Origin of the sequence: Pantanalinema rosaneae CENA516, assembly GCF_050753385.1 — a bacterium.
Lineage (GTDB): Bacteria > Cyanobacteriota > Cyanobacteriia > Leptolyngbyales > Leptolyngbyaceae > Pantanalinema > Pantanalinema rosaneae.
This window is the reverse complement of sequence record NZ_JBLZFZ010000042.1, coordinates 23,812-41,766: the sequence shown is the minus strand read 5'-3', so window position 1 is coordinate 41,766 and position 17,955 is coordinate 23,812. Positions and strand designations below refer to the sequence as shown.

General features: G+C 49.5%; 17 protein-coding genes. 8 read left to right on the top strand and 9 right to left on the bottom strand.

Annotated elements, in window-relative coordinates:
* Positions 1-125: 125 nt before the first annotated feature.
* The gene (locus tag ACN4EK_RS21680; RefSeq protein ID WP_431660314.1) at positions 126-2,963 is read left to right on the top strand and encodes a tetratricopeptide repeat protein; all 2,838 of its coding nucleotides are present in this window, start codon (positions 126-128) and stop codon (positions 2,961-2,963) included.
* Positions 2,964-3,116: 153 nt separating this feature from the next.
* On the opposite strand, the gene ACN4EK_RS21675 is transcribed toward ACN4EK_RS21680, so the two are convergent.
* Both ACN4EK_RS21675 and ACN4EK_RS21670 read right to left on the bottom strand, forming a co-directional pair.
* The gene (locus ACN4EK_RS21675; RefSeq protein WP_431660312.1) at positions 3,117-3,686 is read right to left on the bottom strand and encodes a Uma2 family endonuclease; all 570 of its coding nucleotides are present in this window, start codon (positions 3,684-3,686) and stop codon (positions 3,117-3,119) included.
* A 135-nt stretch (positions 3,687-3,821) separates the two neighbouring features.
* Positions 3,822-4,214: a hypothetical protein gene (locus tag ACN4EK_RS21670; RefSeq protein WP_431660310.1), complete on the bottom strand. Its 393-nt coding sequence runs from the start codon at positions 4,212-4,214 to the stop codon at positions 3,822-3,824.
* A 250-nt stretch (positions 4,215-4,464) separates the two neighbouring features.
* On the opposite strand from ACN4EK_RS21670, the gene ACN4EK_RS21665 reads away from it, so the two are divergent.
* On the top strand, positions 4,465-4,986 hold the full coding sequence (locus tag ACN4EK_RS21665) for a hypothetical protein (protein WP_431660309.1): 522 nt from the start codon (positions 4,465-4,467) through the stop codon (positions 4,984-4,986).
* A gap of 480 nt (positions 4,987-5,466) precedes the next feature.
* On the opposite strand, the gene ACN4EK_RS21660 is transcribed toward ACN4EK_RS21665, so the two are convergent.
* The 4 genes from ACN4EK_RS21660 to ACN4EK_RS21645 all read right to left on the bottom strand — a co-directional run bounded on the left by ACN4EK_RS21660 (position 5,467) and on the right by ACN4EK_RS21645 (position 10,493).
* A complete protein-coding gene (locus ACN4EK_RS21660) occupies positions 5,467-5,937 on the bottom strand; it encodes a hypothetical protein (protein WP_431660307.1) in 471 nt (156 codons plus the stop codon).
* 188 nt (positions 5,938-6,125) lie between these two features.
* Positions 6,126-7,049 (bottom strand): UV DNA damage repair endonuclease UvsE, encoded by a 924-nt coding sequence (gene uvsE, locus ACN4EK_RS21655; protein ID WP_431660305.1) that lies wholly within the window; start codon positions 7,047-7,049, stop codon positions 6,126-6,128.
* An 11-nt stretch (positions 7,050-7,060) separates the two neighbouring features.
* On the bottom strand, positions 7,061-7,480 hold the full coding sequence (locus ACN4EK_RS21650) for a fasciclin domain-containing protein (protein ID WP_431660303.1): 420 nt from the start codon (positions 7,478-7,480) through the stop codon (positions 7,061-7,063).
* 76 nt (positions 7,481-7,556) lie between these two features.
* Positions 7,557-10,493 carry a CAAX protease gene (locus tag ACN4EK_RS21645; protein WP_431660302.1) on the bottom strand — a complete coding sequence of 979 codons (2,937 nt, stop codon included), beginning with the start codon at positions 10,491-10,493 and terminating at the stop codon, positions 7,557-7,559.
* Positions 10,494-10,569: 76 nt separating this feature from the next.
* Between ACN4EK_RS21645 and ACN4EK_RS21640 the strand changes: the two genes are divergently transcribed.
* Both ACN4EK_RS21640 and ACN4EK_RS21635 read left to right on the top strand, forming a co-directional pair.
* Positions 10,570-11,151: an alpha-ketoglutarate-dependent dioxygenase AlkB family protein gene (locus ACN4EK_RS21640; protein ID WP_431660301.1), complete on the top strand. Its 582-nt coding sequence runs from the start codon at positions 10,570-10,572 to the stop codon at positions 11,149-11,151.
* A gap of 142 nt (positions 11,152-11,293) precedes the next feature.
* Positions 11,294-11,890 (top strand): rhomboid family intramembrane serine protease, encoded by a 597-nt coding sequence (locus ACN4EK_RS21635; RefSeq protein WP_431660300.1) that lies wholly within the window; start codon positions 11,294-11,296, stop codon positions 11,888-11,890.
* Between the two features lie 6 nt (positions 11,891-11,896).
* Here the strand turns inward: ACN4EK_RS21635 and ACN4EK_RS21630 are convergent, their stop codons facing one another.
* Positions 11,897-12,265: a hypothetical protein gene (locus tag ACN4EK_RS21630; protein WP_431660299.1), complete on the bottom strand. Its 369-nt coding sequence runs from the start codon at positions 12,263-12,265 to the stop codon at positions 11,897-11,899.
* A 367-nt stretch (positions 12,266-12,632) separates the two neighbouring features.
* Between ACN4EK_RS21630 and ACN4EK_RS21625 the strand changes: the two genes are divergently transcribed.
* Positions 12,633-12,908, top strand: coding sequence for a hypothetical protein (locus ACN4EK_RS21625; RefSeq protein ID WP_431660297.1), 276 nt, complete (start codon positions 12,633-12,635; stop codon positions 12,906-12,908).
* A 94-nt stretch (positions 12,909-13,002) separates the two neighbouring features.
* Positions 13,003-13,389: an alr0857 family protein gene (locus tag ACN4EK_RS21620; RefSeq protein ID WP_431660296.1), complete on the top strand. Its 387-nt coding sequence runs from the start codon at positions 13,003-13,005 to the stop codon at positions 13,387-13,389.
* Between the two features lie 93 nt (positions 13,390-13,482).
* Here the strand turns inward: ACN4EK_RS21620 and nadA are convergent, their stop codons facing one another.
* Entirely contained in the window at positions 13,483-14,445 is a 963-nt protein-coding gene (gene nadA / locus ACN4EK_RS21615) for a quinolinate synthase NadA (protein ID WP_431660295.1), read from the bottom strand.
* 161 nt (positions 14,446-14,606) lie between these two features.
* Between nadA and ACN4EK_RS21610 the strand changes: the two genes are divergently transcribed.
* Positions 14,607-16,301, top strand: a complete 1,695-nt coding sequence (locus ACN4EK_RS21610; protein ID WP_431660294.1) for an ABC-ATPase domain-containing protein — start codon at positions 14,607-14,609, stop codon at positions 16,299-16,301.
* A gap of 24 nt (positions 16,302-16,325) precedes the next feature.
* Here ACN4EK_RS21610 and ACN4EK_RS21605 read toward each other — a convergent pair whose 3' ends face one another.
* Complete coding sequence (locus ACN4EK_RS21605; RefSeq protein ID WP_431660293.1) at positions 16,326-17,066, bottom strand: sulfite exporter TauE/SafE family protein; 741 nt, start codon at positions 17,064-17,066, stop codon at positions 16,326-16,328.
* Positions 17,067-17,306: 240 nt separating this feature from the next.
* On the opposite strand from ACN4EK_RS21605, the gene ACN4EK_RS21600 reads away from it, so the two are divergent.
* Positions 17,307-17,924 carry a Crp/Fnr family transcriptional regulator gene (locus tag ACN4EK_RS21600; RefSeq protein WP_431660292.1) on the top strand — a complete coding sequence of 206 codons (618 nt, stop codon included), beginning with the start codon at positions 17,307-17,309 and terminating at the stop codon, positions 17,922-17,924.
* Positions 17,925-17,955: the final 31 nt, after the last annotated feature.

Genomic DNA, 17,955 nt, shown 5'->3' with positions numbered 1-17,955 from the left:
TCCTCCGGAGCCTGGGAACGATCCGTTCATAACACCTCCTCATCCTTCCATGTCACTACTGGGACGCTGTTTCGAGCAGTAGGGGTGTTTGCAGTTCGTGACGATCGTCCAGGAGCTATCCGGCTATGAACGCTGAAGACTTCTTTAACCAGGGTTTAATGAAGCTGCAAAAGGGGAATTACCGGGGAGCCGTTGAGGATTTAACGGAAGCCATCCAGATGTATCCCCGGTTTGTGGGAGCCTATTTAAATCGGGGTCATGCTCGCTTGGAGTTAGGGGACTTACCCGGTGCGATCGCGGATTTCGATCATGTGTTGCAATTAAATCCTAAAGCGGCGGAAGCGTTACTGGGACGGGCTACCGCTAAAGCTGGAATAGGGGATAAATCAGGGGCGATCGAGGATTGCAATCAAGCCTTACAACTCCGACCCAAGTCAGCCCCGACCTATGTGCAACGGGGCATTGTCCGAGCCGAACTCAAGGATCGACCAGGGGCACTAGCGGATTTTGAAACGGCATTGCAACTCAGCCCGAATTCCGTCACAGCTTATATTCATCGGGGGATGATTCGCTCGGAGTTAGGTCAGAAACAGGCGGCGATCGCGGACTTTGATCAAGCTTTACAGATTAGTCCTCATTCCGTTCTAGCGTTAATTCAACGTGGCATTGTCCGGGCGGAATTAGGGGAAAAACAAATCGCTCTTGAGGACTTTGATCAAGCCTTGCATCATAGCCCAAATCTAGTCTTAGCCTATATTCAACGGGGGATTGTGCGATCGGAATTAGGCGATCAAGTGGGGGCGATCGCTGACTTTGATCAAGCGTTAAAACTAAAACCCAAAGCGGCTCCGGTTTATGTGCATCGGGGGAGAGTTCGGGCAGAGATGCATGACCAACCCGGTGCAATGGCAGACTTCGATCAAGCACTCAAACTGAATCCGAATTTGGTATCTGCCTATGTCCAACGCGGCATTGTTCGGGTCAAATTAGGCGATCCGCAGGGAGCACTGGAAGACTTTAACCAGAGTATCCGCCTGAATCCCCGCACCGTTCCTGCCTATGTGCAACGAGGCATTGCTCGATCGCAATTGGAGGACAAGGAAGGGGCATTAGCCGACTTAAATCGCGCTGTGCAACTCGATCCCAGTGATACGCTGGCTTATTTAAATCGCGCCATGATTCAAGCGGAGTTAGGGGATGGACGGGCAGCCTTACAGGATCTCGATCAAGTGATTCACCTCGATCCAAATTCCGGCATGGCGTATCTCTATCGCAGTGCGGTGCGGCTGGAATTAGGCGATAAACCGGGAGCGTCCGAAGACTTCAGTCGGGTGATGCAAATTATGCCCAATCCGGGAGCGGCTTACATCCAACGGGGAGCCATTCGATCGCAGTTAGGTGATAAACGGGAAGCGTTAGAGGACTTTAATCGCGGCTTACGGCTGAGTCCCCATTCGGTCACAGGTTACTTACAACGGGGCTTAACCCGATCGGCGTTAGGGGATCGGTTAGGCGCGATCGAAGATTTTAACGATGTGTTACAACTGGATGAAAACTCTGCTATTGCTTACTTAAATCGAGGAGCCGCCCAGGCTGAATTAGGCGAACATCAAGCCGCGATCGCCGATTTTAATCAAGCGCTGCAACTCGACTCAAATTTAACCACTGCCTATCTCGATCGCAGTGCGGTGCGGTTAGAACTAGGGGATAAACAAGGAGCCTTAGAAGACCTGAAATGGGTGTTACAAATTAACCCCAATCCTGCCGGAGCCTATTTAAACCGAGGGGTATTTCTGTCTCGTTTAGGAGATGAACAAAAAGCGATCGCCGACTTCAATCAAGCGTTGCAAATGAATCCCCAGATGGCAGCCGCCCATTTACATCGAGGTATGATTCTGGCGGAACTGGGAGAGCAACAGGCGGCGATTAACGACTTCAATTACGAACTGCAAATAAATGATCATTCAGTGCCAGCCTATTTGCATCGCGGCATTCTCCGGGCGGAATTAGGCAATTGGCAGGGGGCGATCGCGGACTTTGATCAGATCTTGCAACTTAGTCCCCACTCGGTTGCCGCCTATTTGCATCGGGGCATGGTACGCACTGAAATGCACGATTACCCAACAGCTATCGCCGATTTCGATCGCGTGCTGGAAATTAGTTCTCACTCGATTGCCGGATATGTGCAACGGGGAAAAGCGCTGTTGGAGATGGGAAATCGTCAGGCGGCGGTCGATGATTTCAGTCAGGCATTACGGATTCAACCGAATTCGATCGAAGATTTTTTGCATCGAGGCATGGCGCGATCGGAGTTAGGCAATAAAGAAGGGGCATTAGAGGACTTTAACCAAGCCTTGCAAATTAATCCCCATTCGGTGTCTGCCTATGCGCTGCGGGGCATTGTCCGGGCAGAGTTAGGCAATAAAGCGACCGCGATCGCCGACTTTGATCAGGCGCTACGCATTAATCCCCATTCGGTGATGGCCTACTTACATCGCGGCATGTTGCGGGCAACTATGGCAGACCCGATGGCAAGCCTGGAGGACTTCAGCCGTGTGTTAGAACTGAATCCCATGTCGGCAACCGCTTACTTAAATCGCAGTGCCGTATTACTGATTCTGGGGCATCTAGCCGAGGCAGAACAGGATTTACACCGAGCCTTACAAACAAATTTCAGTGCAGCGAATGCCTATTTACACCGGGGTAAAATCCGGACGGAATTAGGCGATCGACAGGGCGCGATCGCGGATTTCGACATGATTCTGCACACCGATCCCGAATTTGCCCCTGCCTATCTGTATCGGGGTTTGGCGCGAGAGGGATTGTGCGATCGGACTGGGGCGTTAGCGGATCTACAGCAGGCAACCGAGCGATTTACAGCTCAGGGCAATGCAGCGGAATGTCAACGGATTCAGGAGATCCTCGATCGCCTTACGGGCGATGGTTGGAATGAGCCGGACTAATCTAACTTCAGCAAAAATCATTCTTCCGACAGACGGGTGACGGAGCCTACCAACTGCCTGACGCACCCTCTGCCGTAGCTTGCTTCCCGGAGGGTATGCCGCACCCATACAGGTAAGAAGTTGCAGTTGCTCAGGTGATTTAGTTCGCGATCCTTAGGCAAATCTCACATCTTCGTATAGCAGGTCGATCGCGGCTTCAAAATCAATGCTGTCGAGGCGAAAGGTGGTTTGTTGGTCAGTGTAGAACTGTAATACCCATAATCCAGCTTGGTTCCGTCGAAAGCACTCAACCCGTTTACGCTTGGTGTTGATGAGGACGTATTCTTGTAAACTGTCTAGGGTTTGGTAGTCGGCAAATTTGTCTCCTCGATCGAAGGCTTCCGTGGAGTCAGATAACACTTCAACAATCAGACGAGGATAGCGTTTCTCCAAGGGAGTTTCCTGGTCACAGGGGTCACAGGTCACGAGGATATCGGGATAGAAGTACCGATTCAGTGATTCAATTCTGACCTTCATGTCTGAAATATAAGCCCGACAACCCGTACCCCGAATGTGATTACGCAGAAGAGTAAAGAGGTTTCCGGCGATCGTCACATGGGTATCGTTTGCTCCCACCATTGCATAGATTTGCCCATCAACGTATTCATGCTTGATTGGACTATTCCCCTCCATCTGGAGGTATTCTGCGGGAGTCAGGTAGGGCGGTTGCGGGGAAGCAATCATCGGTAAACTGTTCCTTGGGGCAATCGTTCAATCATGTCCCGGTTCATCTATCCCTATTGTGACACTCTACGGAGCAGTCACACACTTCGCTGAGTTGAATTCCTCCCACGATCGCACGTTAGCAGTGTCCTTGCTTTAACCCTTGCCAAAAAGGCGTTTCAAGGGGTTAAACGCGATTTGCCCTAACCCTGGAGACATGGCTCGCTGAGCCGCTTGCACTGGATCGGCATCGGTCAGGATTTGCACTGCCCGATCACGCAGTTTGTTGTTGTGATCTTGATTCACGGACACAAGTGTTGCTCCGGGTTGCCCTGGAGCTTGGGCATCTGCTAGCGCGGACTGGTAAGCCTGATTTAAGCTCGGTAGGCTAGCGGCAATCACTGGGAGTTCTACCACCCGAGCCTCTAAGTTTTGACCAATCGAATAAAGCTGTTGTTGCAGTCCTTGGGGTAGCGCTGCCTCTTGCTGAGCTAAGGCGGTTACAAACGCAGTCAGAATTTTTTCGTGTTGTGGGTTTAAGATAGTCATGATTACAAAAATATTCCCATCAGAATAAAACAGTGAGTCAATTTGTCCTCTACTGGTGCGATCGTAGAAAATTTATGGAGCGTTGAGTTACTCGATCGCAGAAATCTAACTTTTGGCACACTCTTCACCTGTCTGTAAACGTTGATCGGACTCGGTAATAGCCAAAATATCTAGGGGAAATCGGGAAAGGTTCAGGCAGAGCGTGATTACCTTAAGCAAGGGTTTGCCATCTCTTTAAGGGGAACCAAGTATGGGAAAGTCTGACAAACGTTCTAGAAGCTCCAGGTTACGAGCTACATCTTTTGAACTTCAAGGCGTTTCTACAGAACGACAACGAGCGGTTTGCCTCACCCTGTTCGGTATTTTTCTAATTGTCCAGGGAAGTATGTTCCTGCTCGACTCGCACCTGGCTGACTTAGACTGCGATCGTCGTCATGCTGGGGGGATGTGTAGATTCGTGCTGTCTAGCCTACAGGGAGAAACGGTCACTCCTGTACCGATGGCAACTATAGAACGGGCCGTTGTCCATCGGCAAGGGAAATCCAGGCGGATTGTCTTACTCACCTCTGAGCAGAAACTCTACTTTCCGATCAATAGTTGGTTTAATTCGGCGGAGAACAGCGCTCAGCAGATTAATGCTTTTTTACAGGACTCAACAGCTACGACTTTAAAGGTGCAGCAAGACAGTCGTTGGGTATTCTATCCGCTTGGTTTGACTCTCATCCTGTTAGGAGGCGGTTTGATATGGGTATATATTCGGGATTGGTTTTAGAATCGATTGCTCCTCATCGTTTAGTAAGAAAAGGGGTGATAACATTTAGGTAAAAGCTTGAGATCTCTCAGAGGATGTTTTAAAAGTCCTTTTGCAAGTAGTAATAGACACGATCCCCCTAAATCCCCCTTAAAAAGGGGGACTATGAGCCTGCTTCCCCTCTTTTTAAGGCTACCGTGTACACACAAGTGATAAACCTAGCCAAAATCCTGACGAACCGCCCCCCGCCCCCTTTCTACGATGCCGTTAGGCTATATTTATATTCTGGAGGAGCCAAACCTATTCAAAGTCCCCCAGAATTGGGGGATTTAGGGGGCTAAAAGAATTCAAACGAAGTCAGGCTGGACTTGGGTGTACACCGTAGCTTTTTAAGGAGGGGCTAGGGGGGATCTCCGAGTGCTTAACATCACAGCTAACACCTTTTCAAACACCCTCTCAAAGATGACTTCAAAAGATGTCTTTGAGAGATTAAGCCAGTAATCAGTAGAGATAAATTAAGCCTTTTTCATCTACGTTGATGGTTTGGGAAGAATTGCCGACACCCGTTGGTGATGTTCTCACAGTTACAATAATCTCGTTTCCTGCTGATTTAATATCTAAAAACACACGGGTGGGTTTGTCTGGATCAGGCGTTGTTTGTAATGACACTTGCATATCGATCGGCAAGGTCAAATAACTCGTATGCAACCGACCAAACGTCACACTTTTACCTGGTAAAACTGGGCGATCGCTAGCAGCTTGGGTTAATGAAGCAACGATAGGAACACTGGTCTGACTAACGACCCGGATTTGAATGGGTCGCTGAGGATTAATTTTAGCCACCGCACTCCGCTGATCATTTTGCTGGGGTGACACTGGAGTAGATTGATTCTCCTGAGCAATCGCATATTGGGAAGTGGTAATCACAAACATTGCCATGAGTCCCGCTGAAGCGATAACGTCCATCTTCATCTTGAGTTTGTCCTTACAAGTACACAGATTAGCTAAGCAGTAGGTATTCCACTCAGTTTATCTGTATAGCGGTGCAAACAAAGCTAACGATCGGACAACCATGCCCCAGATGATCATCCAGCCATCAGGCATACAGCCCTTTCAAGGCAAGCCATTTGACGAAAATTGCGATCGCTAACCCTCTAGAGTCAGGACTTGGCGATCGCTCGGGGAATCGTCGGTTGGGTTAAGGCATTGGGCAACCAGTTTTGGCGTAAACCGGCGATCGCCTGTTCTTTTAACTTAGCTTCTACTTCGATCCAGGGGGCATTCCAGTAAGCACTGGGCATTTCGGTGATCACATCACTATGACGTGGATCGGTAAAAAATTCGCAACCATTGGAAATATGCACTAATTGCCAGTCTGGATTCGTCCAGGTGGTTTGAGCCGCCGCTAACATCTGGGCAACACTGGGATGTTCGTAGCTATCAAGATGTGCATGAATCACATGGTGATGGGCATCAAACACCATCGCGACCTGTGCTGCCTGACAAATCGCCAAAATTGCTTCAGCGCTATAGGTGTATTCGTCGTTCTCCAGGGTCAGACGGGAGTGAATCGCGGCTGGTAAATCCCGAATCACGCTAATTAAGCGATCGGCTCGATCGCCCTTGCCCCCATGAATATTCATCGCTGCCCACTGGGACTGAGGTAAGCCAATCAAATCAAATATCCGGGCATGGGTCGTGAGAATTTTGATACTGTTGGCAATCACATCCGGACGATCGGAATTGAGGACAACGAATTGATCGGGATGGAGTACCACACGAATTGACGCTGACTGAATGCGATCGCCTAATTGTTGCAGTGGTTCAGCGAACTCCGTTAATACCGCTTCTCCCAACGAATCATCCGCAAAGGGAAACAGGGCTGAGGTCAACCGATATAACCGAATTTGCTGGGCTTGACAAAAGTCGATCGCCAACTCAAATCGGCGCAGGTTCTCGGCATATAGCTCCCGTAGCGCTTGGTGCTGGGCAGCCGGTTCTAGCTGCAATAAGCGTTTCCGGGTCAATGTCCGATATCGCACCTGATTGGAGGCGGTAATACAAACTAATCCTAATTCCGGCAATGTGACGACTCCTATTCTCCGGCTAACAGTGCAGGCATTAATACGCGATCGATGGTATGAATTACGCCGTTATCCGTTAACACATCCTGTTCAATCACTTTAGCTTGATTCACCGTAATGCGTTGCTCCTGCTGTTCTACTGCAATCACTGAACCTTCTACTGTTGGCGCTTCATCAATCTGGGCTAAATCGTCTGATCGCACATCTCCCGGTAGCAGATGATAAAGTAACACCCGTTGTAGCTTCGGAATATCTTGCAGTAATGCGTCTATTGTGCCTTCGGGTAATCGCGCAAAGGCTTCATCGGAGGGAGCCAGAATGGTAAAAGGTCCTGGGCTTTGCAACATTTCCGTTAATTCCGCCGTTTCTACCGCCGAAATTAAAGTTGTCAATCGTTGATTCTTTGCCACCGTCTCTAATAAATTCGCCATCGGTTTCATTAAAAGCTACTTTATTCAGAGATAGATGAGACATCAGCAACTTACATCCCCCAGAGGTTCGATTGTCTTAGAACGTCATGGGCGCAACGGGAGCGATATTGGGATCATCACCGCCAATCTGATTCGTCCGCAAGACCCAGATTGAACCGCCATGTTTCAGCACCACATGGGCGATCGCATCGCTAGCCACACGGGGAAAAATCGTCCGCCAACTGACTAAGCCCCGTAGAATATTTTCGATCGGTTCGTCTTCCAAACTTAGCCCTAGCATTTCGGCATTCGATTGCCAGTCTGCCCGAGCCGTTCCTAAGGGCATCAGTTGTCGCCGTAGGGCTAGAGACAATTTGACTAACCGCCGAAACCGATCGCGACGAGCAGGTTCCTGGCGAAGCCAATTTAGGACATTCGGATTGGCTTCAATCTGTTGTCGGAAGCGTTTTAAGCTGGCATAGAGGGCTTGGTTAGAGTCTTGGGTGCAGTTATTGGCCAAACCGACATACGTGCCGCCTGTACCGTCTCCAGTGCGATAGCGAGCGGTCATAATTTCTAACTCATGGATCAAGCTATCTAACGGCGATCGTTGAAAGTCGCCAAAATCGTAAGGTTCGCTGATCGTATCCAGCTTAATTAGCAGATCGCAGGTTGGGCGAACTCCAACCCAACCAAACTGGCGATCGCCCAAAAACCTTGACCAGTGCAACGTTCCAGCAACCACTCCTTCTAAGTTATGCGTATAGACTTGATAATAGCGAATGTCAAATTGTAACTCTTGAGTAATTGGTTCTCGGATCACCTGGGCTAATCCATAGGCAAAATGCCCAAAATAGACTGGGCCTTGCGTTGCCGGTTCCGCTTTCTTGCCACCAATCCCCCCGTAGGTATGCACGACTAACGCCCGATCGCCCTCCTGCCACAGTGCTACTGGATTTGCAGGCAAGGGGGTCTGATGACCTTCTGCACAGAGAAGAACGGATTTGATGCCACCTTTGGACACTTCTGAGTCTGACCAGGCTTGCTGTTTCAGATAGCGAAAGGCAGGCTGCTCACCCACAATAATTTGTTCAGGGGATAATTGAAATAACGATCGCGGGGCAATTGCCTGCACCACAAATGTTCCAGCTTGATCCTGTGCCCCATAGATGTACCAACCCTGCTGATTCAGAGGGGATTGGGCGATCGCTCGGCTGGTAGAATTACAAACCCCCGTGGAATCCGCCACGACCTGGGGTAGATGCACGATCGTTTCCACGCCATCAAATTGCTGGGAGGCTGGATTGAAATGCACTACGCGAAAACGATCGCTCTCAGCGGTGTCAATGCGTTCAATGACAGGATCAACGACGGGTTCCAGAAATCGCACTAAGGCATAAAATCGTCCACTAATTTGCACTGGATCACAGTGAATCAAGAGGAAGTAGCTTGGAGTGGCTTCAGCATCACCATTATCATCAGAATTAATTTGCTTCACTACTAATGGTTCATCCAGGCTGACAATCATATCGTCATAGGGTCTAGTTCCAGCCAGGGACTCTAATGGATCAACCTGCCGCCAACGATTCAAGCGATCGGGATGAATCATGCCCTGCTGAGTGCTATATTCTGCCTCTGCATTGAAATAAATATCCGTTTTAACACTACGGACATACTCCTGAACGGCGGCTGTTCGGTTCCATCGCAGCGGCACAATTTGTCCAATTAAATGCTGATGTTCGGGGGGAGTGTGGTAAACCTCAAACCAGATTCCCCGCACCATGTAGCGTTGGGCTAACCTGGGCAGAATCAATCGTCCCATCCAGGGTGCGATCGGATGGTACAAGTCTGGGTCAAGGGAGTGGGGAATGGGATAGTAATCGGGACGATTAAAGGCAGCTTGCCAATAGTGTTCGTAATGGCTAGGTTTACGGGGAATCGGTTTACGCAACAGGGTAAATTCACCTTCTTGTAAAATCGCCGTGATTAAGTCCAGGGTTTGTTGTAAATAACTCCGCCCATCCGGTAAAAACTGGCTGGCATCGATCGGGCTACCGGAGCCATTATGTCCCACCTTTCCTAATGACATAATGGTGACTTTGCCCTTGCGTTTTGCCCGATTCCAATAAGACAGAAAAAAGATTTTCCAGCGTTTCGGAAACATGATCGGCCCAAACCGTTCCATAATGTCGCGATCGCCGACAAAGTGATAGAGATGATCTAATTCCAAGACATTGGTGCTACCGCTGAATACACCAGCAATGGAAACAACTTCGATCGCAGAACCCAACGTTTGTTTCAAAAAGGGGACTGCGCCTAAGGACATTTGCGCCCCACCACTAAACCCAATTAAGGTAATGGGAGTGCGGCTCTCCGGTTCGTAGCCGTAATACATCAGGCTGTTGTAGATCACCTGAGCAATGCCCTGGTTGTAAATGGGTCCATACCGCTTATCGGCAGATACGGCGACTGAGAGAATATTACGAATATTAATAATAACACTGGTTAATGTCCCCATAATGCTGCCATAGTGGGACACTTGGAGATAATCTGCTGCCCGCCATAACCAGGACAACGGGCGATCGCTATCAATTAACGTGCGATTAATCGCTGAGTAGGGCATAATCCCCCGCACCAGCACAATATCGTGGGGTAAGCGATCCTCTAACTGATTAAGAAATTCCTCGACATCGGGTAAATAGCTGGTGGTGGCTTGACCAATTCCATCCAGATAAATCACAAATCGGTTGATTGCCCACGGATGGGCGATCGATCGTCCCACTACCCCCGGATTCTGCATCTCCTCTACGGCATCGCCATACCACCCTGCCCACCATCCCAGAGCTTCCAGAGGGGCTAAAAAGGCGGCAAAGATCAACGCGATTAAACCAATTTGGGTCAGGTCAACAAAAAACTTCAAGCCATAACTGACCGTTGACCCCACGATCGCAACGAAATGACTGAAATAAAACCAGCTAACTATCCCTAGGGCGGCTAACAGTCCAATTGCCATGAGCTTGCCCAGCTTTGCCATTAGAAGTACCTATTACCGATCAATGCTTGCCATCATAAAATAACTGCGATCGTGATTGGCTGTTTTTGTTCCTGCTATGCTGTGCTTGCCGCTCCAATTACCCGATGCTGATATTCAGTTCTACCCCACCCTACTGGATCAGGTCTACAGCAATCGGGCATTCACAGAACTAACGCAGACGATTGACTGGCGGCAGGATCGCATTACCATCTACGGACGATCGGTGCTACAACCCAGACTTACCGCCTGGTATGGTGATCCAGGTAAGGTGTATACCTACTCTGGCATTACCATGGTTCCCTCTCCCTGGACAGATCTTCTATTAAACCTGAAGGCGATCGTAGAATCTGTGACGGATGTCCGCTTCAACAGTGTATTGCTGAACCTTTACCGGGATGGTAATGACAGTATGGGCTGGCACAGTGATGATGAGCCTGAGTTGGGCAAGAATCCGGTGATTGGTTCGCTTAGTCTAGGAGGAACGCGACGCTTTTTATTGCGGCATCGATCGCAAAAAACTTGGAAGCATCAATTGGAGCTAACATCAGGTAGTTTTCTCTTGATGCAGGGCACCACCCAACAGTATTGGCAGCATCACATTCCCAAAACAAAGCGACCCGTTCCTCCTCGGATTAATTTAACCTTTCGCGTGTTGTAATTAAATTTTTCTCTAGCGAATCCAGTTTTGAACTGGCTTAAAATAAACAAGTTTGAGCCTCTGAGGCAACTATTTTGGATAGTTACTGTCGTGCTAATCCAGTTAGCCCATTGCTCTAAATCGATCGCTATGGATGAGTGCAATGCCGTCAATTCCAGATGCTTTTCAGACCCAAGCTATGCTGCTCGGAGGCTTTGTCCTGTTGCTCTGGGTATTGGAGGGCATTGATCAATTCCTGTTGCAAAATCGCCTGAATCGCTTGGGAATTCGTCCTCGTCACAAACAGGGCTTACGTGGCATTCTATTTGCCCCGTTATTACATGGCAACTGGGGACACCTATCCGCTAATACGGTGCCATTGCTGGTACTGGGTTGGTTAGTCATGCTGGGTGGGATGCAGCAGTTTGCGATCGCGACGGTCATGACCTGGATCATTAGCGGCTTGGGCGTGTGGTTATTCGGTGGCTCTAACACCCTGCATATTGGTGCCAGTGGTTTAGTGTTTGGCTATTTTGGCTTTCTGCTGTCCCGCAGTTACTTTGAATATGATGTCGTCTCGGCAGGACTATCTCTGCTGGTGGCATTGTTGTACGGGCCTTTAATTTGGGGCGTACTCCCCTTTCGGCGGGGGATTTCCTGGCAGGGACATTTATTTGGTTGCATGGGTGGTGTCCTGACGGCCCGCCATTTACCGGAATTACAGCAGTGGTTTACCACGATCGCCGCTCTCTGGCGTTAGTTTGGGTCAGCTAATTTTTGCTTTCAAGACCTGCTCAATCCGCTTGACACTATCGACACTACCCGGAGCAAACAAAATATCTAAATGGCTAATCTCCATACGATAGCCATCACCATAATTTCGAGGATCATTAATGGCAATCCGATAGCCAAAGGTATCCCGAACCGGAAAATCAATCCGAAACACAAAGATTTTGCTGTAAGGAATATAGGTGCGATAGACAATCCCCGTGGCTGAATTATGCTGGGCTTCCAGTCCCATTTCTGTTAATGCCAGGGTGTCCGTAAAATTAACATTATTTAAATTGTAGGGACCTCGATCCCAACGTCCCAGGGCACAGGGAAAGGTTTCGTCGTTGCAAGCTCGATCGCTCATACAGCATAGATGGGTTTAGAGCACAGCCCGTTGCGTCACTGCGGACTCTTAATAGATTCATTTTAACTGGGTTGAATTCAATTACAGCCGTTCTCAAATAAATGCACCACACTTGTCAATTCGGTCAGCCCCCTAAATCCCCCAATTCTGGGGGACTTTGGCTCCTGTTCCCCCCAAAGTTGGGGGTCTAGGGGGGCGAAAACTGCTGTAATTCCTCCGGAATCTAAATTCTGTCTGGTGTAGGCATGTTCAGATTAACTGTAGATTGACAGGGTGATTTCATTCATCTCTGTCGATCGACGGGCTAGACAATCAAATACTACATGTGTAGTATGTAAACAGTCGAGTTTAATTCTCCCTACCTTCAATGATCATGCACCTCACCCAGAACTCCCGTAGCGCTTTGCATTGCCAGCCCAGTCGTGGCTCGATGGCAGCAGTGGCGCTATTGGCGTTTGTCGGTGGGTTAGCTGATATAAATTTCCGGTTTAGCGGCAAACCCTTTGGTGGCAATCTAGCCAACGGTAGAACAGCCCTTGAGGGAATTTGGGTAGGAATTTGTGTCGCAATTTTAGGCGAACAAAATCCAGATCGATTAATCCAGAGCGGGAGGTATAGGCGACTTCGGTCTGTACTGACATAGGGAACCCAGCGACTAGAGACTTCCCACCCCCGCTTCTGGATGTAGAGGCGGGGGTCATTTTTTGCCGAAATTTAGATCATGCAGGAGCAGCAGGATGCTAAAGCTGAACTACACTGAATCTGGACTGTATATGGAACGTGTGGCTGCCCCACTGGAAGTGTTGGTCGCCCAACGAGTTGTCATTGCCCTGCGAGCCGGAAAAACTCTGTTTGTGCAACCGGGTCGCGCTTCCTTTTTGATTCCGAATGATGCGCCCGGTTTAGTCCAACTGGAACTCGCCCTCAAACTGGAACACAACGACACCATTAGCGTGGCTCCAGTGGATCAGGAGTGTCTGGAAGTGGGTGTGCAGGGAAGCTGGCTGGCTGAAACGATCGATGCCGAAGAAGGAACCTTTATCACGGCATTTAGCGATCGCTCGGAGTTCTTTGTTTACAAACTGTGGCAAGCAACTCAACCTCAAGCTTCCTTCATGGTTTAACGGCAATCGGTAATTGGGCATTGTCACCCCATTACCGATTGCCGGCTTGAACCTCAAACCCATGGCTGAAGTGGAATACTTGCTGGACGATCGTCAAGCACTCATGGCTAACATGCGTTGAATGGGCTTCAAAGCCGCTAATCGAGTTGCCTCGGGGAGTGTAATCTCTGGAGTGCGCTGCTGCATACACAGATACAGTTTCTCTAACGTATTCAATCGCATGTGGGGGCACTCGTTACAGGCACAGTTATTCACCGGGGGAGCGGGAATAAATTGTTTGTTGGGTACCGCTTTTTGCATCTGATGAATGATGCCCGGTTCCGTTGCCACAATAAAGGACTGACTCTGACTGTTCTGGACATAGTTCAGCAACGCCGTGGTGGAACCAATATAGCTGGCATGACGTAATACGGCAGTCTCACACTCGGGATGGGCGATCGCTTCAGCATTGGGATGTTGCAGTTTTAATTGCACCATCTTCTGCTCAGAGAAGGTTTCATGCACCATACAACTGCCCTGCCACAGCACCATGTCCCGCCCGGTTTGCTGCATCACATAGCGTCCTAAGTTGCGATCGGGGGCAAAGATGATTGGTTGGTCGGCTGGAATTTGATTAACAATCCTGACGGCATTCGCACTGGTGCAAATAATGTCACTCATGGCTTTGATTTCTGCCGAACAATTTATGTAAGAAATTACCAAATGATCCGGGTATTGCCGCTTGAAATCAGCGAAGGCTTCTGGTGGACAACTGTCGGCTAAGGAACATCCGGCATCTAGATCGGGCAGCAACACCAACTTATCGGGATTGAGGATTTTAGCGGTTTCCGCCATAAAATGTACTCCCGCAAACACGATCACGTCGGCATTGGTTTGTGCCGCCTGCTGCGAGAGTCCCAGTGAGTCACCCAGGTAATCTGCCACATCTTGAATATCTGGATCCTGGTAGTAATGTGCCAGGATCACCGCGTTCAATTCCCGTTTCAGTTGCTCGATCGCGTCAAACAAATCGATCGGCAAATTCACCTTAGAGGAAGAAAATACAGTTGTAAACACAATCGTTAGTTTCAGAATACAGGTAGATTAATTATAGTTTTATCTACCAAAACTAACAATGATTTTCTCGATGTTTGTACCAAAATTGGTGAAATAAATTGCCAACCTGGGTGGCCTAAATATGCGACGATCGCACCTCTAGAGTGATCACAGGTTTTTCTATGGCAACCTCTACTGACCTGCGCCGCTTGCTGCAACGGATCGATCAACAAAGTTATAAAGCCTACAAAGACCTGGAACGCTGTTATCAGTTTCCGGGCTTTACGTTGTGGTTCGATCGGATTCAGGGAGATCCCTTCGCGTCACCCAGCCAGTGTCGGGTAGAAATTCCCCAGACTCAAGCCGGATTTCCGCCTGACCTCTATCGTTCGCCCAGTCGTACCATTGCCCTCCGGGATTACCTGACTCGCCAATGCGATCGTGTTGCCCAGGAGTTGCGACAGCGGCGGGGCAGTGGCAGGAGTGGTTTGATTGCGATCGCCCAACCGGGACAAACCATTCTGGAGCGCACCTCCGCCTTTGTGACTGATCAATGGGTAGAAGTGCGATTTGTGGTCGGGTTGCCTGCCTTTGGTCGCCGGGTGGCTGGTTTGCAGGCGATCGAGATGCTAGGGGAGGATTTGCCAGATTTGATCGATCGATCGTTACGCTATACCGCGCTGGATGCCCAGGAACTGCAAGCCCATGTGGAAACGGCGGAAGATGCGGATTGGTTACGGCAGCAATTAGCCCGTCACAATCTCGTTGCCTTTATACCTGATGGGGCAGTGTTACCGCGATCGAGTGGTGTAGACGATCGTCCCTTAACGGCAGCAGCAATTCCCTTTCAGTCTCCGGCTTCCCTGCGCCTAGAGTTCACCTGTCCCAATCGGGGACGAATTACGGGCATGGGCATTCCAGCAGGGATTACCCTGATTGTCGGCGGCGGCTATCACGGTAAATCCACGTTGCTGAAGGCGATCGCGCTGGGTGTGTATAACCATATTCCGGGGGATGGGCGCGAATTTGTTGTCACTGAGCCAACGGCAGTCAAAATTCGTGCCGAAGATGGACGTAGTGTTACCAATGTCAATATTTCTCCGTTTATTAATCAATTACCCTTGGGACGATCGACCATACAGTTCTCGACCCCCAATGCCAGTGGCAGCACTTCCCAAGCGGCAAACATCATTGAGGCATTAGAAGCCGGAACTCGGTTGTTGTTAGTCGATGAGGATACTTCTGCCACTAACTTCATGATCCGCGATCAACGGATGCAAGCCTTGATCGCCAAAGATCAAGAACCGATCACCCCGTTTATCGATAAGGTGCGCCAGCTTTATGCCGACTATGGCGTGTCAACCATTCTGGTCATGGGGGGTAGTGGTGATTATTTTGATGTTGCCGATACCGTAATTGCCATGCAGGAGTTTCAACCCCAGGATGTCACCCAACAAGCTCAGGCGATCGCCCAAGACTATACGACTCACCGCACCCCGGAAGGAGGACAGCACTTTGGCACGTTGACCCCCCGTTACCTATCAAGACAACCGCCAACTAGCGAAGACCGATCGCCCTTGAAGTGGAAGGTACGGGAGCGGCAAACGATCGTCCTGGGACACGAAGACCTTGATTTAGCCGCCGTTGAACAACTGGTCGATCCGGCTCAACTAAAAGCGATCGCGGCAACCTTAATTTATCTCCAACAGCACTATCTGGATGGCAAATATACGATCGATGAAATTTTGGACTACACTTTAGCCGATCTAGCTGCCGCCGGATTTGATGCCCTCAGCTTTTGTCCTCCAGGCGATTTTGCCTACTTTCGTCGTCTGGAACTGGCAGCGGCGCTAAATCGTTGGCGATCGCTCAGCTAATCCTCAGAGGCGTTGACGGGTGGATTACCATTGTCCGAAAAAGTCCCGTTGATCCCACAGAATGAACACACCGCTAATGGTGACTAATGCTAAGACAAATTGCCGAAACTGTTGTTCACTCATCCGCTTTAACGCCATTTGTCCTAACCAGTTGGCTGGAATTGCCGCTAGCCCAATCACCAGTCCATATCCCAGGTAAGAGGTGGTCATTGCCCCTAACAGCATGTACGTGATCAGTTTGGCAATGTGAACTACCAGAACGTGAGCCGACTTCGTACCGATCATGTTCTCTTTCACCAAGCCATAGTTTAAATAAAACGGATTCAGGATGGGGCCAATGCTACCCAATAACCCGGATAGGAAGGCATAAACAAACCCGGCTGGCAGGAAAAACCACCCTTTGACTTGTAAATAGGCTTGTTTCGGTCTGTACCAAAAGCCTACGGCTGAAGCCACCAAAAACACGCCTAGCAGCACTTGCAACCATTGCAGCTTGGTCTGGGTAAACACAAATGAGCCTAACACTGCCCCCACGATCGCCCCTGGCAGATACCATCCGGTGAGTCGCCAATCCACATCCTCCCAGTAAACACAGGTGCGTTGCAGATTCCCTAACAACATCCCGATCGTCACAATCGGCGGAATTGCCTGGGCATCCAACAGCAGATTCACCATCGGCATGATGATATAGGGACTGCCCCCACCAGCCAAACTACTGATAAACCAGGCAATAAAACTTGCCAACGCGAGTAAAAAAATGGTCATGGGGTTAGGCGGCTGGGCTGAGCAAGGGATGGTGAGTGTAGGGAACGGGTCGCCACGGTCACAAAGATAATTTAGGCGATCGTGACGCAATATCAGAAAAATTAACGTCTTTATAAGAACTGTAACAGGAAGTTTAAACACCCGCCGAGGATTCTCAGGGCTGGGACTGGAAAAATTTGACATTTTTGTAAACTACGGTTAACCTATCGAGATAACGTATTTTAAGCCTTAGGTGCTTTTGTGGCTCCATCCCCCATGCTGACCTCATCGCTTCCCGCCAACCCCGTTTCATCAGAGGCGCTACCGCTCACCAGTCGCCACTTTTCCAGTCGGGCTACCCTACCCTTAACCTGCGATCGCCTGTGGCAGATTCAAACGGGAACCATCCGCACCTTAATTTGCTTGGAGGATGGCACAGTGATTACCACCGGAATCTGGAGCAGTGGCGATTTAGTCGGTCAACTAATGCCAAGCTCAAATTACTTCGCGATCGAGTGCCTGACCGCCGTAGAGGTTGTGTCAATTCCGTTAGCCCCCCATGATCCGCTCTATACCCAAGCGTTGGTGGCTCACCTCCAACAGGCAGAAGAATTAATGGTAATTCGCAGCCACAAGAAAATCGATGTGATGTTGCTTCAGCTACTCAGTTGGTTAGCGCAACGCTTTGGGCGATCTGTGGAACAGGGTCAATTAATTGATTTGCGATTAACCCACCAAGATCTCTCAGAACTCCTGGGGTCAACGCGGGTTACAGTCACTCGCACCTTAAGCCAGCTAGAACAGCAAAAACTGATTCATCGGCTGTCTCTCCGCCGAATTGTGTTGTCAGAAACCGACGTATGGCACTACGAGATTTAGCACTACAAGATTTAACTGATCTAACGAAGCA